This window comes from Vibrio sp. WZ-1 (assembly GCF_052037695.1).
In the GTDB taxonomy this organism is placed as follows: Bacteria; Pseudomonadota; Gammaproteobacteria; order Enterobacterales; family Vibrionaceae; genus Vibrio.
This window is the reverse complement of the sequence record NZ_JBQEQR010000067.1, coordinates 1-19,544: the sequence shown is the minus strand read 5'-3', so window position 1 is coordinate 19,544 and position 19,544 is coordinate 1. Positions and strand designations below refer to the sequence as shown.

The following is a 19,544-nucleotide window of genomic DNA, read 5'->3' as shown; positions in this document are numbered from 1 at the left end:
AGAAGCGGTCATCATCACCATCTAAAGAGCAGCAATCGCTGCTCTTTTTTTATGACTCATCGCCGCATGACTATTCGTTTCTGAGTCGCTTTCGTATATTATTTGCAGCAAATTCTGCAATCGAGATTTCACTTTGCATCCTAATGTTTACATCCCAGAAGCTTTTCTGGAAAAAATCCAAACTATTCTCCCTGCTCACCTAAACATGGAAGACTTTATCGCATCGTGCCAAAAGCCACTGCGCAAAAGCATTCGTGTAAACACACTGAAGATAAGTGTAGAAGCGTTTCTAGAGCGCGCAGAAGCAAAAGGATGGACGCTTTCCCCTGTACCGTGGTGTGAAACGGGTTTTTGGATCGAAGCGGATGAGACGATTGTACCTCTTGGGAACACTGCTGAGCACATGTCTGGGCTTTTCTACATTCAGGAAGCCAGCTCCATGATGCCAGTCTCTGCTCTGTTCATGAATGATGAATCGTACGATGCCGTTCTAGATACAGCCGCAGCACCAGGCTCTAAAACCACGCAAATCGCCGCATTGATGAACAACGAAGGCGTGTTGGTGGCCAATGAATACGCAGCGAGTCGCGTTAAAGTGCTACACGCGAATATTGAACGTTGTGGTGTACGTAATGCTGCACTGAGTAACTTCGATGGCCGAGTGTTTGGTGGTTGGCTACCCGAACAGTTTGATGCGGTTTTGCTCGATGCGCCATGTTCCGGTGAAGGTACCGTTCGTAAAGATGAAGACGCAATGAAAAACTGGACGCAAGCGTCTGTAGTGGAAATTGCAGACACGCAGAAAGATCTAATTGAAAGTGCGTTCCATGCTCTAAAGCCTGGCGGCGTGATGGTTTATTCAACCTGTACGCTAAGCACAGAAGAAAACCAACAAGTTTGTCATCATCTCAAAGAGACATTTGGTGACGCGGTTGAATTCGAAAGCTTAAAAGATCTATTCGCAAATGCCGAAGCGGCGCTGACAGAAGAAGGCTTCTTACACATTTTCCCGCAAGTCTATGACTGTGAGGGATTTTTCGTGGCTCGTATCCGTAAACTTGCAGCAGCAGAAGCACCAAAAGTAAAAAAACGTATGGGTAAATTCCCATTTGCGAAGGCATCTAACAAAGAATCAGCAGAGATTGGCAAACAGTTGCAAAATGCGATGGATATCGAACTACCAGAAGACAGCACGGTTTGGGTTCGCGATAAAGACGTTTGGCTTTTTCCTAACGCGCTAGAGCCAATGATTGGTGAACTGCGCTTCTCTCGTATGGGCATAAAAATCGCCGAAGCACACAAAAACGGGTATCGCTGGCAACATCAAGTGGCGACGGCACTTGCAACGGGCTCAGAGAAGAAAGCTATTGAGCTGACTATTGAAGAGGCTCGTGAATGGTATATGGGACGAGACGTGCGCCCTCAAAACATTCCTTCCGATATGAAGACAGGGAAAGGTGAAGTTCTAGTTAAGTATGAAGGCACGATCATTGGTCTTGGGAAATGGGTCAGCAATCGCATTAAAAACGGTCTGCCACGCGAACTTGTACGTGATAAGAACTTATTTTAGTAGCAAATGGACATCCTATAAACAAATGAAAAGCCATCGTATTTACGATGGCTTTTTAGTTATAAAGCATGATTGGAGCTGAGCTCACTAGCGATTCGAGTGCCCTGTACTAAACTGAATGTATCAAAGCTTCGCTTTGAATAGGCATTTCTCTCAGCTATTACCAACAAGCTACGTTGGTTACTAGTTTAGCGCAGGCTCTAAAAGGAGCCGTTTCCCCTAGGCCCAAAAAAAGGACGAGTTTGGGCCATTTTTTTGGCTGCTGTATTGTCAACGTGAGCTCAAAGCTTATCCGCTATAACGAACTCAACCAGCAACCTTCTTTTTCTGAGGGGTTAGCAAGCTTGTTAAGCCAGACGGATACCGTCTTTCTCAATAACGATCTTTCCGTCCTTGTATAGCCCGCCAATGGTCTTTTTATAAGTACCTTTGCTGGTGCGGAACGCTTCAAAAATCGCTTCTGGAGAAGACTTATCGTTAAGAGGCAAGAATCCCCCTTTCTTCTCCAGTTGTTCCATGATCTTGCTCGATAGGTCATCCATCTTCGCAATACCGACTTTTTGAAGCGCTAAGTCAATTTTTCCGTCTTCACGAACCTGCTTAATGTAGCCTTTTAGCTTCTTACCGATAAACAGCTTACCAAACACATCAGATGGGAAAATCATACCCCAGTGCTCACCGTTCACAATCGCTTTGTAACCCAGTTGGCTGCGCTCTGCAATGATGAGGTTAACTTCTTCGTTTACTTCATAGTTAGCTGGTGTTTTATCTAACCATTTGTTGAATTTAGTTGTACCAACGATGCGACCGGAGGCTTTATCGGTGTAGACGTAAACCAGAATGTTTTGACCAGCAGTAAAACGAGCACGTTGCTCGCTGAATGGGATAAGAAGATCTTTCTCTTTGATACCCCAGTTAACGAACGCACCCGTATTGCTGATGCCTTCAATCTTCATAAGTCCCCACTCGCCTACTTGAGCGATTGGCTTATCCATGGTCGCAGCTAACTGACTTTCTGAATCAAAGTAAAGAAATACATCTAGGTGAGCGCCCAACTCTGTGCCTTCAGGTACATGCTTATTAGGCAGTAATACAGAACCGTAATCTTCACCATCCAGAAATACGCCAAAATCAGCCGTTTTAATGACTTCTAAGCTGTTAATTTGACCAATTTTAATCATCGAATTTGTCTCTTTTTAAATTTACAGGGAATTATACCCAAACTAACAAGAAAATCAGAGAGAAAAGCAAACCGCTCTGTTATGCTGTCATTGTCAACGATTCCCTAGCCTAAGTTAATTCAACTATCTAGATATGGTACACATTGCTTTAGCAAAATCAGGAGCCTTCCTTGGTCACTGTCGATAAACAAGATTCAATAACTTTAAAAATTAGCCACGCATTGGCGAAGAGTAAAACGCTTGATCTTGATATCTACTTTTTTGTCCCTGGAGAACTGGGACTGAACTCTGATATCATCAGTGAGTCTGAGTTCTACTATACATCGATCACCCAAAAACGTTCGTATTACAGCACTGAAGTACTTCTCCCTCTAGTGCACAGTCGTTTAGCAAAACGAGGCCGTTTATCTAACCAGCAATACCGTGTCAGTCTGAGTTTGTTTGCCTATCAGTACGTCATCGCACTCGATAAAGCAGTAGCTGCGTTGAACAAGCATGAAAGTGACAGTGTCACTGCTGAAGAGGTGGATGAGGTCATTGAGCTAACGCTAGATATTTTAAAACGCCTTCGCCGTTCGATCCCTTACGAAGAAAGCCTTAAACGCTACTACGTTAATATTGATAACTACCTATCTTGGTATACGGAGCAAAAGTTTTTGTCGTTAGTTGCTCATCTTCCACGAGAAGGTGATTACAGCACAATTAAAGAACGTTTGATTACCCTGTGTGAAAAAGAGCAAGCGCACCGTAAATTGAATAATTACAACTCTGCAAGTGTGGTTGAAGACGTAACGCGTTTATCGAATAAGATGCGTCTCTTAAGGCGTTTGATTGAGCACCCTATCGTGTTACGAGAAAAAACCATGTCGATGGGCAACAACATCAAGCGCGCAATCAAAGGGATTGCGACAGGCTTGGTGATGGTGGTTGTAACAAGTACAGTTATTCTCGCACGTGACTATCTAGGTGAGATTTCTGCGTCATTTATTATTGCTATGTCTTTCATCTATGCGTTACGTGAGATATTTAAAGATGATCTGCGTGATGCGATGTGGCGTTGGATCCGTAAAGGTAAACCAAAGTGGCGTAAGAAGTACATGGATCCGACCACAAAGAAAGTCGTTGGCCGTAAGTTGGAATGGCTCGATTACCGCTCACTATCAAGCTTGCCCGATCGCATCCAAAATATCCGTAAGAAGCGCGTCGTACAGCGTGAAGAGCAAATCCTTCACTACCATGCTAAGACGGAAATGGCGACCTCTCTCTTCTTGAGTGGTTACGAACAGACTCGCGAGACTTTGAATTTCAGCTTACGTCCAATTATTCGTCTTATGGATAAAAGCTCGAACCGTGTTTATCGCTTAACGGATGGCCAAGTGAGTAAAGAATCTGTTGAAAAACGACATCTACTCAATGTGATTGTCAAAGAAGACAACCACACCGATGAGCCAGTTTATTATCGATGGAAAGTAGTATTAAACCGCTCTAAGATTGTTTCTATCGAAAAGATCGACCTAGTCTAACTCGTAAATAAATTACATTAAGCAGCTTGTTTTTGAGCTGCTTTTTTTATGGAAAGAGTAAGGGAGAACTCAGCCATGGGCTCATCACCATGCAAACTCGGACACAAAGCCGTAATTTTCACATCTTGATTAACGCGCTCCCCGGTTTCGAGCGTTTTCTGCAACATGTCATCGATAACAGGCCCGTCATGGCAAACAAAGTGAACGTCTCCCTCTGGGCGCTTTAAGAACTCAGCCTTAACCCCTTTAAATGCTAATGAGATCCGCTCACCTTGCTCTTCCGCTTTACTCATTGCAAGAAAGCCACCAGCTACATCAGCACCAACCGCTAATGCACCAAAATACATACTATTTAGATGATTTCTTGTTCTTCGTTTCAGAGGAATTTTGACTTCAACATGCTTATCATCAATAGCTAAGATCTTTGGCCTGCATAACCAAATAAGCGGCACTTTTGTAAACCCAAACATATTTAGATAGAAGTTCGCACGACGCACTGCTGACAACATTTTTTGGTCTCCTTACCAAACTAGTCAGACCAGTTAATCAGCCAACGCCTTAAATGTCAAAGAAATGTTAATAACAAAAAACTGTAGTTAGATACAACTATGCTTGAAAGTAATAGCATTAATCCAAAGCTCAACCACTATCCATTGATCGTATTGAGCAAAATTGACATTTATAGATAAGCACTACGACTGAATACGCACTTTTTCATACGTAACTCTCTATTAACTGGGTAAGAATACCGTTAAACGGTTTATTCCTAACTGTAATTCCGTTATCTTTACTGCTTCGCAATAGAGAAAAAAGCTATAACATGCCTATTAAAACAGATGAATTGAGAACCCAACCATTGGGTCCAATGCCTACACCCGCAGAGCTTGGAAGCGTGTATCCAATTACTGACGATGTCGCGGATCGTATAGCTCAATCTCGCCGCCAAATTGAGAAAATTCTTACAGGCGAAGATGATCGCATTCTTGCTATCGTTGGCCCTTGTTCTGTACATGACACAGAAGCAGCCATCGACTACGCAACGCGCCTTGCTGATATCCAAGATAAGTACAAAGATGAACTGTTTATCGTAATGCGTACTTATTTTGAGAAGCCTCGTACCGTTGTAGGATGGAAAGGTCTAATCACTGACCCTAACCTAGACGGCTCATACGCACTTGAGGCGGGCCTTCATAAAGCACGTAAACTGCTACTTGATATCAACAAGCTTGGTCTTGCTACTGCTACTGAGTTTCTTGATATGATCACTGGTCAATACATTGCAGATCTGATTACTTGGGGAGCCATCGGCGCTCGCACCACAGAGTCTCAGATCCACCGTGAAATGGCGTCTGCCCTCTCTTGCCCAGTTGGCTTCAAGAACGGCACAAACGGTAATGTGAAAATTGCTATTGATGCGATTCGTGCGTCAAAAGCATCACATTACTTCTACTCTCCAGACAAGCATGGACGTATGACAGTTTACCGTACTAGCGGTAATCCTTATGGTCACATCATTCTTCGTGGTGGTGAAAAAGGTCCAAACTTTGATGAAGCATCTGTGAAACAAGCGTGTGATGCGCTTGCAGAGTTTGACTTGCCACAACGTTTGATTGTCGACTTCAGCCACGCTAACTGCCAAAAGCAACATCGCAAACAAATTGAAGTAGCACAAGACATTTGTGACCAAATTAAGTCAGGCAGCACTCGTATTGCTGGTATCATGGCAGAGAGCTTCATTATTGAAGGCAATCAGCCAATGACTGATATTAACAACCTTACTTATGGTCAATCTATTACTGACCCATGTCTGAGTTGGGATGACACTGTGACTATGCTAGATATGTTAGCAGAAGCAGTAAAATCCAGTAAGTAATTTCCCTATAACAAGATAATCAAGGAATCTTCATGCCATCGTTTGATATTGTTTCAGAAATCGATACCGTTGAACTACGTAACGCGGTTGATAATGCCAACCGTGAACTGTCTACTCGTTTCGATTTCCGCAATGTGAATGCGAGCTTTGAGCTAGTAGAAGAAAACGTAAAAGTGTCAGCAGAAGGCGAGTTCCAGCTTAAGCAAATGCGTGACATCCTACGTAGCCACTTGGCTAAGCGTAACATCGATGCAAATGCTATGGATGCAAAAAATCCAGAAGCAACAGGTAAGAACTGGCACCAAAACATCGCGTTCCGCCAAGGTATCGATACACCGACAGCGAAAAAAGTGGTTAAGCTAATCAAAGACGCAAAGCTTAAAGTACAGGCTTCTATTCAAGGCGACAAAGTTCGCGTTACTGGTAAGAAGCGTGATGACCTACAAGCGACGATTGCAGCGATCCGTGAAGCAGAGATGGGTATTCCATTTCAATACAACAACTTCCGTGATTAATCGCGCACTTCTAATATTCGTGTAAGCGGATAGGAAAAGTAAAATAAAAACGCCGACGAGGTTTTCGTCGGCGTTTTTGTGTAAATAGCCTAGTTGAACCCACTAAATAACTAAGTCTTTCCCTTGTAATAAAGAAAACTCACTTGTCCCCTGTGGAACAAAAACACAGACACGTAAATGTTCTTCTTTTGCTTTTCGCAGCATATTGGAAAGCTCAGCCGCATTCGAGAATGGCTCACGCTCAGCATCTCTTCTCACTAATTCCATCACATCCGACTCGCATTTTGTCGAATACAAAGCGAGTTCTGCTTGCTGCATATAGCGTACAGCTTTGATCGGCAGCATTTCGACATCTTTACCAACTTGAATCCAAGTGCAGGTTCCTTGGTTATCCAGAGGCTTCGCCATTATTTGTTGGTAAATGGTTTCAAGTTCACGGTTATCACGTGCATTTTCGACGTCTGGGTGTGAGAAATAACTCTCCCAGAATTTACGACGTAAATCGACACTAGGCAGTGCTTCCTTAATCGAGTTGCGCTTTGAATTAGCAAACTCTGCCATCAGGCCCATGTTCTGCGGCAAGATAGCTTCTAGCTTTTCACGAATGTTTCGAATCAAGACAGGTGAAGCACCACCACTAGAGATAGCAATTTGAATGCGACCTCGATTAATCATCGAAGGCGTAATGAAATCACAGTAAGGCTTGTCGTCTACGACGTTCACTAAAATGCCCAACGCCTTAGCATCTTTATAAACTTGGTGATTCAGTGCCGGATTATCCGTTGTCGCCCAAACTTGAACAAACAAGCTGGTGACAACGTCACTAGAGTAGAAGCGCTGAACCCAACGCACTTGGTGATCGTTTGCCAATTTTGCAAGAAAATCGACCAAGCTCGGGGATACAATGGTGACGTCAGCCCCTGCTTTAAGTAAAGCTTCCACTTTACGGCTGGCGACTTCACCACCGCCAACAACCAGCACGGGTTTATCAACTAAATCTAAGAACAGAGGAAAATATCGCATTTCAATCCATGATCACTTCAAATAACTACCGAAATTCATGCTACCAAAAACAGGGCAACCTGTTCACCTTGTTTTGATATCACAAATAATTTTTGTTCAAAATTTTAACTATCATAGCCAACCTACACTAATGATAGTTTTAATAACAAACTTTTATCCTTCCGTTTTAAGCTCTCTTTGATCGATTGTTCTGATGCACCAAATCGACCATTAGTTGCACTATTTACAAACAATTAACATTTCGTCATTCTAAATCTCTAGGCACTTTGTGAGTTCTCTCCAAAAACCTTTTTAAATTATATGTTTGAGAATTAGCAGATCCTTTCCTACGCTTATAACGGATTGATTTTACGATTGCCGTTTCTTCGCAAATCAATCACGTAGGACCATAACATAAACAAAATAGGACACGTTGTATCAGGTCGCTCCTGATTAAACATGGATCATACAGGAAGGATACAAATGGCAAATAAACTAACAATTCTTGCTTCCGTCGTAGCGGCTTCTACTGCAATGATGGCAACATCAGCACAAGCTGCAGACACTACTCTGGACAAAGTGACAAAACAAGGCTTTCTTACTTGTGGTGTAAGTACTGGTCTACCTGGTTTCTCTAACCCAAATTCAAAAGGTGAATGGGAAGGTATCGACGTAGAATATTGCCAAGCATTGGCAGCTGCCGTTCTTGGGGATAAAACGAAAGTTAAATATGTCCCCCTAACTGCAAAAGAACGTTTTACTGCACTTCAGTCGGGTGAGATCGATGTACTTTCACGAAACACTACCTGGACACTGCACCGTGACACCGCTCTTGGTCTAAATTTTGTTGGTGTAAACTACTATGACGGTCAGGGTTTCATGGTAATGAAAGACCTTGGCGTTTCTAGCGCTAAAGATCTTGATGGCGCGTCTGTATGTGTGCAATCGGGTACCACTACTGAGCTAAACCTCGCAGACTACTTCCGCAACCAAGGTATGGCCTACAAGCCTGTAGTCTTTGATACTGCTGCTCAAACTTCTAAAGGCTTCGATGCTGGCCGCTGTGACGTATTAACGACTGACCAATCCGGCCTTTATGCTCTTCGCTTAAATCTAAAAGATCCCGCTGCTGCAACGGTTCTACCAGAAATCATTTCGAAGGAGCCGCTGGGCCCAGTAGTTCGTCAAGGTGATGATCAGTGGTTCAATATCGCGAAGTGGACTCTATCTGCAATGGTGAACGCGGAAGAATATGGCATTACCTCGAAAAATGCTGATGAGGTGTTGAAATCAAAAGATCCAAACATCAAGCGTATTCTTGGCGTGGATGGTCCAAAGGGTAAAGGACTGGGTATTCGCGACGATTGGGGCTACCAAGTTATCAAACAAGTTGGTAACTACGGTGAAAGCTTTGAGCGTACGGTTGGTACAGGTTCACCACTGCAAATTTCCCGTGGTGTCAACGCACTTTGGAATGCTGGTGGCTTCATGTACGCGCCACCTATCCGCTAATACAACGATTATCACAGGGCGGTTTATGCCGCCCTTTTTCGTGAATAAATAAGGGTTTGAGGTTATCGCTGTATGAAACCGACGAATGATGCATCGCCAAGTACGATGTCCAAACCAAGCGGAAGTAAAAGCCTGATATACAATCCAGCCTTTCGTTCTGCTCTTTTCCAGATCATTGCTATCGCTGCACTGGTATTTTTCTTCTATACAATCATCAACAATGCACTCAACAACCTTGATGCTCGGGGTATCGCGACAGGGTTTGGTTTCCTAAGCCAAGAAGCAGGCTTTGGGATAGGTTTGACTCTTGTTGAATACGACGAAACCTTTTCTTATGGGCGTACGTTTGTTGTGGGTCTTCTTAATACCGCGCTGGTTTCAGTGTTAGGTATTATCCTTGCAACCGTAATTGGTTTTGTCATGGGTATCGCGCGCCTTTCCTCTAACTGGTTGGTGAGTCGATTAGCCGCGGTATATATTGAAACGTTCCGAAATATCCCTCTACTTCTACAAATTTTCTTTTGGTATTTCGCCGTTCTTCAAGCCCTCCCATCACCAAGACAAAGTATGAGTCTTGGCGAAGCTATTTTTCTAAATGTTCGCGGTTTATACTTCCCTGCACCTGTTATGGAAGCGGGAAGCAGTTTTGTTATCGCAGTGTTTGTCTTTGGTGTCATCGCGAGTATTTTGATCAATATATGGGCTAACAATAAGCAGCGCTTAACAGGTCAACAAACGCCGATGGGCAGAATTGTACTTGGTTTAGTTGTTGTACTTCCTTTGGTTGTATACTTCTTAGCTGGCATGCCTATTTCACTGCAATACCCAGAATTAAAAGGCTTTAACTTCCGCGGTGGTATCAGCATCATTCCGGAACTTGCCGCCCTGCTTCTTGCACTAAGTGTCTATACTGCGTCATTTATCGCCGAGATCGTACGTTCTGGTATTAATGCGGTGAGCCATGGTCAAACAGAAGCGGCTATGTCGCTCGGCTTGCCTCGCGCTAAGACGCTAAAGTTAGTCGTCATTCCGCAAGCTCTGCGTATTATCATCCCTCCTCTCACTAGCCAATATTTAAACCTTACCAAGAACTCTTCTTTGGCGATGGCAATTGGTTACCCTGACTTGGTTTCAGTATTTGCAGGCACCACACTGAACCAAACAGGACAAGCGATAGAGATTATCGCGATGACCATGGGCGTTTACTTGACGTTGAGTTTGGTGACTTCTGCGTTGATGAACTTATATAACCGCAAAGTTGCGCTGGTGGAGAGATAATATGAGCACACATCAATTTCAGCCTGATCTCCCGCCGCCAGCAAATACTGTTGGTGTAGTAGGTTGGCTGCGCAAAAACCTGTTCAATGGTCCAACAAACTCCATTGTAACACTCATCCTTGCTTACATTGTGTTTTCTGCACTCTGGAACATTGCCGATTGGGCGTTCATCAACGCCGATTGGGTTGGCAGTACACGTGACGATTGTAGCCGCGAAGGCGCATGTTGGGTGTTCATCAGTGTTCGCTGGGAGCAGTTCATGTATGGCTTCTATCCTGAGTCTGAACTATGGCGCCCTCGCCTTTTCTACATCACATTAGCGATCTTTACTGCGTTGCTAGCGTACGAGAAAACACCAAAACGTATTTGGATATGGCTGTTCTTTGTTAACATCTATCCGTTCATCATCGCTGCTCTACTATACGGTGGTGTGTTTGGTCTTGAAGTAGTTGAGACACACAAATGGGGCGGTCTATTAGTTACCTTAATCATCGCACTCGTTGGTATCGTAGTATCGCTACCTATTGGTGTTGCCTTAGCACTCGGTCGACGTTCAGATATGCCGATCATTCGCAGTATTAGCACCATTTACATCGAAGTATGGCGTGGTGTTCCACTTATCACAGTGCTGTTCATGGCGTCAGTGATGTTACCTCTATTTTTGGCAGAAGGCTCTGAAACAGACAAGCTGGTCCGTGCGCTAATAGGTGTGGTTATGTTCAGTGCCGCATACATGGCGGAGGTAGTGCGTGGTGGCTTGCAAGCGATTCCGAAAGGACAATATGAAGCGGCAGATGCTCTTGGTCTTAGCTATTGGAAGAAAATGGGACTGATTATTTTGCCGCAGGCGCTGAAGATCACTATCCCTTCAATCGTGAACACGTTCATCGGCCTGTTTAAAGATACCAGTCTTGTGCTTATTATCGGTATGTTTGACGTATTGGGCATAGGACAAGCCGCGAATACCGACCCGGAATGGTTAGGCTTCGCAACTGAAAGTTATGTATTTGTCGCGTTAGTGTTTTGGGTATTTTGTTTCGGCATGTCGCGTTACTCGATATGGCTTGAAAACAAACTGCATACCGGTCACAAACGATAACTCATCAAGATCAAGGACGTATTATGACGCAACAACAAGACTATATGATCCAGTTGAAGGACATGAACAAGTGGTATGGTGAGTTTCACGTACTAAAGAACATCAACTTAGATGTAAAAAAAGGCGAAAAGATTGTTATTTGTGGGCCTTCTGGCTCAGGTAAGTCGACCATGATTCGCTGCATCAACCGTTTGGAAGAACATCAAGCTGGCAGCATCTATGTCTCGGGCACTGAACTCACAGAAGATCTGAAGAACATCGAAGCGGTTCGCCGTGAAGTGGGTATGTGTTTTCAGCACTTCAACCTATTCCCTCACCTTACAGTATTAGAGAACTGCACTCTCGCACCAATCTGGGTGAAGAAGATGCCCAAAGAAGAGGCTGAATCAATCGCAATGCAGTACCTAGAGCGCGTTAAGATCCCAGATCAAGCCGACAAGTATCCTGGTCAGCTTTCTGGTGGTCAGCAACAACGCGTAGCAATTGCTCGTTCACTGTGCATGAACCCAAAAGTGATGCTATTTGATGAACCAACTTCAGCACTCGATCCTGAGATGGTGCGTGAGGTTTTAGATGTTATGGTCGAGCTGGCAGAAGAAGGCATGACCATGCTTTGTGTTACGCACGAGATGGGCTTTGCAAAAGAAGTAGCAGATCGCGTTATCTTTATGGATGCTGGCGAAATCATTGAAGAAAACAACCCAGTCGACTTCTTTGAAAACCCACAATCGGATCGAACTCAGAACTTCTTGGCTCAAATTCTCCATCATTAATCGTGGAGTTGCGCCAACTCTACAAACCAAGTGGAGTGAAAGATACTGAGAAACCTAAGCGCTGGAGTAAAAATCAGCGCTTTTCTTTATTCAACAACGCGCTTAAACCCAAAGTTACGAAAATCCAGTTGATTCAATACGTAGTAAATTTACACTATCTTACAAACACTTCGTGGACTGGCCTTCATCACTTTAGGTACTAGGCCATTCTTAGCTATGCAAGGTGGTAATATTGTGTTACAAGTTGCCGCATACATAACACACTATTTCTATTATTATTTTGTTCTAGAGATAGACGTGTCGGGCTTGATTTATTGAACTTTCGGGCCCATATATGTCTATATATCAAAGATAAGACGGTCCCTTATAGAGGAAGATTATGAACAGTCCTATGTTTTCACGCACTACTACTCAAGAGAGTGCTCTACAAACCAACAAAGTATTGCGTAATACATATGCACTACTTTCAATGACTTTACTATGGTCAGCACTGGTAGCTGGCGTTTCAATGGCGTTTAACTTGCCGCGTCCAGGTATTATTCTGATGTTGGTTGGTTTCTACGGCCTACTATTCTTGACTGAGAAAAACCGCAACAACAGCCTTGGTCTTGTATTCACATTCCTATTCACGGGTTTCTTGGGTTACACCATTGGTCCAATCCTGAACATGTACATCGGCGCTGGCATGGGCGACGTTGTTCTTACTGCTCTTGGTGGTACCGCTCTGTCATTCATGGCGGCTTCTGCTTACGCACTAACGACTAAACGCGACCTATCTATGATGGGTGGCCTAATGCTGTCACTATTCGTTGTTCTAGTCGTAGGTATGATTGCGAGCATCTTTATCCAATCGACTATCCTACACCTAGCAATGAGCAGCTTATTCATCGTGTTCTCAACCATGGCTATTTTGATGACCACACAAGGCATCATCCGTGGTGGTGAAACAAACTACATCTCAGCGACAATCACGCTGTATGTATCAATCTACAATATCTTCATCAGCCTACTAAGCATCCTAGGTATCATGAACGACGATTAATCTGTTAGGTTGATTTCAAAACTCAAAAGCCCGAAGTTATGCTTCGGGCTTTTTCTTTACGCTTTTTAGCAGCAACTACTCTGGTCCATAAATAGGTTCATCGTAATGAAAGCCTTCGTCACTATATGCCGTAACAATCACATCTTCGACTAATCCAGTTTCAGCTTTGACTTGGGTTTCAAAGAATTGCTGAATCTGCTTTCTACGTCCATGCGCTGACCAAGAATCTGCATCCTCCCAAATTTCATTGAACACTATTGAGTAATCATTTCTCATTGCACTCGGGTGATCAATTTGTCGAGTGAGCATATATTGAATGCATCCCTCTTCTCGATATGAATCTGGCTCCAAGGCTTTGAGTACTTCAAACAACTCGACTTCCTTTCCATCCTTTGGTTTAAATTGAGCTAAAACATAGACGCGACTTGTCATTCGATTTCCTTACTTGTTGAGTGGGGCTATCAAAAAGGTAACCGAATACTAAGAAACTTCACCCTCAGTACTGATAAAGTGCGATAGACATCGACAGCTATACTTAGATAAAGTCGGTACTAATAAAACTTAATGACAACGGCACCAGGTTCCCCTAATTAAAACAGTCTCACTATTCTTCATTCAGCATAATCATGCAAAAGTCAAAATACTGACCCCGAGAATTTTCTAACTAAATGAATATATTTACATTTCAGTGAATAAGACGCTAGAACTAGACGGCACTCACTTCTTGTCATCAACAATCCAACCCACTGTACGAATTTGATTCGCTCAGACGACAGATAAGATTCTTTTGTTGAGCATAAGCCAGCCTCTACGCTACCCTATATGTATCAATGGTTACTTAGCGGAAACAGGGCTATGTTCGTTTACAACGGCAAAGAAATTGAAACTGACGCTCAAGGCTACCTACTTGACCACACTCTGTGGGAAGAAGGCATGATTGAGCTTCTAGCAAAAGATGAAGAAATCGAGCTTACCGATGCGCATTTAGAAGTGGTTCACTTCGTTCGTGATTTTTACGAAGAGTTCAACACATCTCCTGCAGTAAGAATGTTGGTAAAAGCAATGGAAAAAGCACACGGTCCAGAGAAAGGTAACAGCAAATACCTTTTCAAGCTTTTCAAGAAAGGACCAGCGAAACAAGCAACTAAACTAGCTGGCCTGCCTAAGCCAGCGAAATGTTTGTAAAATTATAAGATTTTAAAGCCGCGGAAAGGTTTGTAAGACACACTTTCCTGAGTAACTCGATCTACTGTTGCTGTCCGCGGCCCTTCCTCTAACCATGCTGAAAAAGCAGAAATCTGCTCCTCTGTACCACAAGCTATCACTTCAACATCACCATTATTTAAGTTCTTTGCGTATCCAGTTAAACCTAACTTCAAGCCTTGATGTGACGTGTGGTATCTAAAACCTACACCCTGAACGTGACCTACAATCTGAAACTTCTCACACTTTAGTACCATCCGTATACCGCTCCCTATATTTGGGTGATATATTATTAACGTCTATTTACCCCACTAAGGATAGTGGGTTTTTTATATGGTTATAATAATTATGAAAGAAATTCCTTTCCGTTGGATAGATAAATACCTTATCCACTTAAAGATTCAGGAAAAGTTCTATTTGCTCTTCTTCCTTCCGCTCCTCGCATTAGTCATCCTCACTCTTGTTTTGAACAGTGCCGCTAACTCACTCATCTCTGATTTGTACCAAGAAGAGTTGATGCTGATGAAAGGCTTGATTGAAGCAGGCAATCTCTCGCAATCTCAAGTTGCCAGTCTAATCGCGAGTTCAGATACGATTACTCTTGGTTCTGGGCCCGACTCGGTGTCAGTAATGAACGGCACATTCAGTCTGGTTGCTAATCATGACCAGTCACTCTGGACAGCACTTTCAACCACTCAAGTAAGCATCATCCTTGTGACGCTTTTCATCATTGCGCTTGGTGTTTACTACATCATGACGTTCATCGGCGGCGCAATGTTCACAATGAATAAAGCACTAAACACGCTAGCGGATGGTGATCTAACCGCACGTATGAACTTCTTCCGTGTTCGTGATGAGTTCAGTGAAATTGCAATCACTATCGATAAAGTGGCAGATCGTGAACAAAAGATGGTTCAGTCTATTCAAGAATCTGTCGCGCTGATGCAGCAAATCAGTTCTGATCTTAACCTATCGATTCAAAACAGCTCTGAAATCTCGAATACACAGCAAGAGCACCTCAACTCTCTAGCTAGTGCAACAGAACAAATGGCATCGACTATTCGTGAAGTGGCAACACTGGCACACAGTTCAAGCACACAGACTGAAGATGCTCGCAGCGTTGCGCAGTCTGGTCAGGTGAAAGTAGAAAATACTCTTCACTCTATCTCAAATCTATCGACTGAGATCCAATCTGCGTCTCAAGCGGTTGAAGAATTAGATGCAAACGCAGCACAAATCGATGAAGTGGTTACAACCATTAATGGTATTTCTGAGCAAACTAACCTACTTGCACTGAATGCGGCTATCGAAGCGGCACGTGCAGGCGAACAAGGTCGTGGCTTTGCCGTCGTTGCTGATGAAGTTCGTGCTCTTGCAGGACGTACTCAGCAAGCAACGGTTGAAATTCAAGCGATGATTGAGGCGCTACAACGTAACAGCCAATCGCTCACTAAGCTGATGGAAGTAACGGTGCATAACGCCAACGAAGGCCAAACTCTGATGGCAGAAGTAAATCACGAGATCGGCTCACTAGCAGATAAGAACCAAACTATCTCTGACAGCAGCATTCAGATTGCAACTGCTGCGGAAGAGCAAGGCGTGGTTGCAGACAACATTGCCTCAAGCGTAGAAGAAGTTCGTGTTCAAGCAAATAACGTGTGTAATATGATCAGCACAACGTCTCAAAATGTTGAACAACTCCGTGCTCAGAGTGACACAATGGAGTCTCTACTGACAGGACTTAAAGCTTAGTTATAAGTTGAAAAATATAGGGTCACTTCGGTGGCCCTTTTTTTGTTTCCATTGCACAGGAGTATTCCCCGTCAGCTTTGCGCATCGAGCTGAAAATGAAACTTCAGCAAATGACTGGATTATCGATGGATATTGCTTTTGCGGGCAACATCCCGGACAATACGCCCCTTTCAAAATTCAACAAGAGCTAAAGAAATGACAGCTGCTATCTATTTGGTTAAAGGTCGTGAGAAATCGGTAAAGCGTAAGCACCCTTGGATCTTCTCTCGAGGCATCAGTAAAGTTGAGGGCGAACCAGCTCTTGGCGAAACCGTTGATGTATTCACTCACGACGGAAAATGGCTAGCTAAAGCTGCATACTCGCCTGCTTCTCAAATTCGAGCGCGTATCTGGAGTTTTGAAAAAGAAGAGATCAACAAAACGTTCTTCGTTAAGCGTTTCAACAACGCTCAACTTCTTCGTGAAGACGTTATCGAGCGCGATGGTCTGACTGGTTATCGTCTGATCGCAGCGGAATCTGACGGCCTACCTGGCGTTACAATCGACCGCTATCAAAACTTCTTCGTGTGTCAGCTGTTAAGTGCAGGTGCAGAATACAACAAGCAAGCGATCGTTGATGCGCTAGTGGAATGTTTCCCTGATTGCAACGTTTACGAGCGTTCAGATGTAGCAGTACGTAAGAAAGAAGGTCTGAAAGAAACGACTGGTGTGTTACACGGTGAAGAGCCACCAAAATCAGTGGTTATTGAAGAAAACGGCGTGAAGATCAGCGTAGATATCGTTGGCGGCCATAAAACAGGTTTCTACCTAGACCAACGCGATAGCCGCCAGCAAGCTGTGAAATACATGAAGAACAAAGAAGTTCTCAACTGTTTCTCTTACACTGGCGGTTTTGGTCTATACGCACTAAAAGGCGGCGCAAAGCGAGTTATTAACGCAGACGTATCCCAACCTGCACTGGATACAGCGAAGTTTAACGCCGAGCTTAATGAGTTTGATATCTCGAAAAAGCGCGCAGTGTTCCTAAATGCAGACGTATTCAAGCTGCTGCGCGAATACCGCGACCAAGGCACAAAGTTCGATGTTGTGATCATGGATCCACCAAAATTTGCTGAAAGCAAAGCACAACTGAATGGTGCATGCCGTGGTTATAAAGACATCAATATGTTAGCAATGCAAATTCTTAAGCCTGGTGGCACACTTCTGACCTACTCTTGCTCTGGTTTAATGGATCAAGTTCTGTTCCAAAAAATCATCGCTGATGCAGCAGTAGATGCTAATCGCCAAGTAAAATTCGTAGAGCGCTTTGAGCAAGCTGCTGACCACCCTACCGATACTGCATACCCTGAAGGTTTCTACCTAAAAGGCTTTGCGTGTAAGGTACTTTAATCGCTGATTAAAACTTGATTTAAAATTCAAAAACGGAGCTTGCGCTCCGTTTTTTTATTCTCTTAGTTGTTCGAGATTACTAATGAGGCTGTTTGCAATATCTGCGGCAGATGCGCCATCAAAGTTGACTTCGAGTTGTTGACCATCTTTGTTAATAGTTAACGTCGAGTTAACGCCATCATCCGTTACAGATACCGAAATATCATCAACTTGCCCAGCATAATCACCAGAGCTCAGATCATCTAACAATACAGATAAATCACTTTCTGCGATACCATCAAACAAATCTACAAAATCTAAAGAATCTCCATCACCAAAATCGGTTACCGTATCCGTAGCATTATCCATCTGTGTCCATTTAAAGACATCGTTGCCGCCCCCTCCAGTAAGCACATCGTCTCCTAGCCCACCGTTCAATATGTCATTGCCATCCGTACCGACCAACGTATCATCTTGATCAGTACCTTGAACCATATTGTTAGCTTGCATTGTTGCTACTTGAACTGCAGACACCTCTACAGCATCTACAGACACATTGGAGAACTCGATATCAACCGTTGCAGTATCAGTGCTTGTGAGCCCTCCTGAATCAACCGCTTGATAATCAAATGAATCATTTACATTATTAAAGCTCGTAATCTGTGTACCTACTAATGTAAAACTTGCTTTATCACTCGCGCTATCGGTCTCTGGGAACAAACGAATTTCGTCAAAGCTACCGCTACTAATAGCGACCGTAGCAAAGCCCTGTTGGTTTCCGGTAAATACAATGTCATCAGTTTGAATAACTTGGGTTTCAGCTAGAACCCCATCCATGTAAAGATAAACGTTTATCCATGCAGCACCACTATTAAACCGATCATTCAAGCTGGCCAAATTTAACCTTGCTTCTTTCGCTTCAAGACCGTCATCGAGATCAATGGCAATAAACTCACTGGTACTGATTTCATCACCTTGACCAGTTTCTTCTGGTGACACAACAACTAAGCCTACTTGGTGAGCAGCAAAATCAACTTTGATTTGAGCATTATTTACAAACTCGCCAGTGTTATCGATCGTTCCTCCATAAAAGCTTAACCCATTCACATCAACTGAATCCGCTAGGAAGTCTTTGTCAAACTCATCCAATAAATCTTGTGAGTCAAAACTCTGCTCATCAAAAAAGTCTTCTGTTAAGCGATACTTCACTTCAGTATTTTCATACAATTTGCTAGAAGAATCGTTTAAAAAGTCTTGATCGATAATGACTTCTTGGTTGTTCTCATCTACGAAGAAAAGCTCACCAAATGAAGGAAGTTCAACGATTTTTATTTCTATATCGCTATCATTCGCAGTGATAGCATCATCTTCTAAATCTTCTACTCTTTGATGTCCAGAAAGGGTTACACCATCAAAATCAATATCTTGAACTGGAAAAATTCCTTCCTCAATGTCTAATAAGATATTGAAATCACGTGCAGTAGGAGGAGTGTTTGGTAGATCATCATCAACAATAGTTGCTGTACCTTGTACGCCTCCTACTTCTAAGAGGAAGGTTTCATCCGGCTCGTCAATGGTGTCTTGCGTGGTATCCACTGTTGAGGTGAACATGGTGACGCCCGCTGGAACGGTGATTTGTCCGCTATTGGCGTCGTAGGTCACGCCATCACTGAACACAATGTTGGACACGTTGGTGTCGTAATCATCATCGTCGGCGGTGCCATTGACTAAGCCAATCGTGTAGGTTTGATCGCTGCTGCTGGCGTTACTTAACGTCACTTTAAATTCAGCTGCTTGACCTTCAGGCACGGTCTCACCAACCAAAGACACTTCTGTGATCACAGGTGTGTCAT

The 19,544-nt window shown here is 43.5% G+C and carries 18 protein-coding genes; 12 read left to right on the top strand and 6 right to left on the bottom strand.

The features are described 5' to 3' along the window. Nucleotides 1-133: 133 nt before the first annotated feature. The gene (gene rsmF, locus ACTS60_RS09090; RefSeq protein WP_440887976.1) at nucleotides 134-1,570 is read left to right on the top strand and encodes a 16S rRNA (cytosine(1407)-C(5))-methyltransferase RsmF; all 1,437 of its coding nucleotides are present in this window, start codon (nucleotides 134-136) and stop codon (nucleotides 1,568-1,570) included. Between the two features lie 347 nt (nucleotides 1,571-1,917). On the opposite strand, the gene ACTS60_RS09085 is transcribed toward rsmF, so the two are convergent. Then, nucleotides 1,918-2,751: a CvfB family protein gene (locus ACTS60_RS09085; protein WP_440887975.1), complete on the bottom strand. Its 834-nt coding sequence runs from the start codon at nucleotides 2,749-2,751 to the stop codon at nucleotides 1,918-1,920. Between the two features lie 170 nt (nucleotides 2,752-2,921). Here ACTS60_RS09085 and ACTS60_RS09080 point away from each other — a divergent pair, with 170 nt between their 5' ends. After that, a complete protein-coding gene (locus ACTS60_RS09080; protein ID WP_440887974.1) occupies nucleotides 2,922-4,274 on the top strand; it encodes a hypothetical protein in 1,353 nt (450 codons plus the stop codon). A gap of 17 nt (nucleotides 4,275-4,291) precedes the next feature. Here the strand turns inward: ACTS60_RS09080 and ACTS60_RS09075 are convergent, their stop codons facing one another. Further along, nucleotides 4,292-4,783, bottom strand: coding sequence for a DUF4442 domain-containing protein (locus tag ACTS60_RS09075; RefSeq protein ID WP_440887973.1), 492 nt, complete (start codon nucleotides 4,781-4,783; stop codon nucleotides 4,292-4,294). A 311-nt stretch (nucleotides 4,784-5,094) separates the two neighbouring features. Between ACTS60_RS09075 and ACTS60_RS09070 the strand changes: the two genes are divergently transcribed. Next, nucleotides 5,095-6,147 (top strand): 3-deoxy-7-phosphoheptulonate synthase, encoded by a 1,053-nt coding sequence (locus ACTS60_RS09070; RefSeq protein ID WP_440887972.1) that lies wholly within the window; start codon nucleotides 5,095-5,097, stop codon nucleotides 6,145-6,147. Nucleotides 6,148-6,179: 32 nt separating this feature from the next. Further along, nucleotides 6,180-6,662 (top strand): YajQ family cyclic di-GMP-binding protein, encoded by a 483-nt coding sequence (locus ACTS60_RS09065; RefSeq protein ID WP_440887971.1) that lies wholly within the window; start codon nucleotides 6,180-6,182, stop codon nucleotides 6,660-6,662. A gap of 102 nt (nucleotides 6,663-6,764) precedes the next feature. Here the strand turns inward: ACTS60_RS09065 and ACTS60_RS09060 are convergent, their stop codons facing one another. Continuing rightward, complete coding sequence (locus ACTS60_RS09060; protein ID WP_440887970.1) at nucleotides 6,765-7,685, bottom strand: precorrin-2 dehydrogenase/sirohydrochlorin ferrochelatase family protein; 921 nt, start codon at nucleotides 7,683-7,685, stop codon at nucleotides 6,765-6,767. 462 nt (nucleotides 7,686-8,147) lie between these two features. Between ACTS60_RS09060 and ACTS60_RS09055 the strand changes: the two genes are divergently transcribed. From ACTS60_RS09055 to ACTS60_RS09035, 5 genes are all read left to right on the top strand, one after another. Beyond that, nucleotides 8,148-9,176 carry an amino acid ABC transporter substrate-binding protein gene (locus ACTS60_RS09055; protein ID WP_440887969.1) on the top strand — a complete coding sequence of 343 codons (1,029 nt, stop codon included), beginning with the start codon at nucleotides 8,148-8,150 and terminating at the stop codon, nucleotides 9,174-9,176. A 72-nt stretch (nucleotides 9,177-9,248) separates the two neighbouring features. After that, the gene (locus ACTS60_RS09050) at nucleotides 9,249-10,454 is read left to right on the top strand and encodes an amino acid ABC transporter permease (protein WP_440887968.1); all 1,206 of its coding nucleotides are present in this window, start codon (nucleotides 9,249-9,251) and stop codon (nucleotides 10,452-10,454) included. Nucleotide 10,455: 1 nt separating this feature from the next. Further along, a complete protein-coding gene (locus ACTS60_RS09045; RefSeq protein WP_440887967.1) occupies nucleotides 10,456-11,553 on the top strand; it encodes an amino acid ABC transporter permease in 1,098 nt (365 codons plus the stop codon). 23 nt (nucleotides 11,554-11,576) lie between these two features. Further along, nucleotides 11,577-12,326, top strand: coding sequence for an amino acid ABC transporter ATP-binding protein (locus ACTS60_RS09040; RefSeq protein WP_029560978.1), 750 nt, complete (start codon nucleotides 11,577-11,579; stop codon nucleotides 12,324-12,326). Between the two features lie 379 nt (nucleotides 12,327-12,705). Continuing rightward, the gene (locus tag ACTS60_RS09035) at nucleotides 12,706-13,368 is read left to right on the top strand and encodes a Bax inhibitor-1/YccA family protein (protein WP_071236421.1); all 663 of its coding nucleotides are present in this window, start codon (nucleotides 12,706-12,708) and stop codon (nucleotides 13,366-13,368) included. Between the two features lie 75 nt (nucleotides 13,369-13,443). Here the strand turns inward: ACTS60_RS09035 and ACTS60_RS09030 are convergent, their stop codons facing one another. Further along, nucleotides 13,444-13,800 carry a putative quinol monooxygenase gene (locus ACTS60_RS09030; protein WP_440887966.1) on the bottom strand — a complete coding sequence of 119 codons (357 nt, stop codon included), beginning with the start codon at nucleotides 13,798-13,800 and terminating at the stop codon, nucleotides 13,444-13,446. 423 nt (nucleotides 13,801-14,223) lie between these two features. Here ACTS60_RS09030 and ACTS60_RS09025 point away from each other — a divergent pair, with 423 nt between their 5' ends. Next, nucleotides 14,224-14,553 (top strand): TusE/DsrC/DsvC family sulfur relay protein, encoded by a 330-nt coding sequence (locus ACTS60_RS09025; protein WP_440887965.1) that lies wholly within the window; start codon nucleotides 14,224-14,226, stop codon nucleotides 14,551-14,553. A gap of 2 nt (nucleotides 14,554-14,555) precedes the next feature. On the opposite strand, the gene yccX is transcribed toward ACTS60_RS09025, so the two are convergent. Beyond that, on the bottom strand, nucleotides 14,556-14,828 hold the full coding sequence (gene yccX / locus ACTS60_RS09020) for an acylphosphatase (protein WP_440887964.1): 273 nt from the start codon (nucleotides 14,826-14,828) through the stop codon (nucleotides 14,556-14,558). A 91-nt stretch (nucleotides 14,829-14,919) separates the two neighbouring features. Here yccX and ACTS60_RS09015 point away from each other — a divergent pair, with 91 nt between their 5' ends. Continuing rightward, nucleotides 14,920-16,323, top strand: a complete 1,404-nt coding sequence (locus ACTS60_RS09015) for a methyl-accepting chemotaxis protein (RefSeq protein ID WP_440887963.1) — start codon at nucleotides 14,920-14,922, stop codon at nucleotides 16,321-16,323. 195 nt (nucleotides 16,324-16,518) lie between these two features. After that, the gene (locus ACTS60_RS09010; protein ID WP_010448074.1) at nucleotides 16,519-17,712 is read left to right on the top strand and encodes a class I SAM-dependent methyltransferase; all 1,194 of its coding nucleotides are present in this window, start codon (nucleotides 16,519-16,521) and stop codon (nucleotides 17,710-17,712) included. Between the two features lie 54 nt (nucleotides 17,713-17,766). On the opposite strand, the gene ACTS60_RS09005 is transcribed toward ACTS60_RS09010, so the two are convergent. After that, on the bottom strand, nucleotides 17,767-19,544 hold a 1,778-nt coding region (locus ACTS60_RS09005), incomplete at its 5' end, for a calcium-binding protein (RefSeq protein ID WP_440887962.1).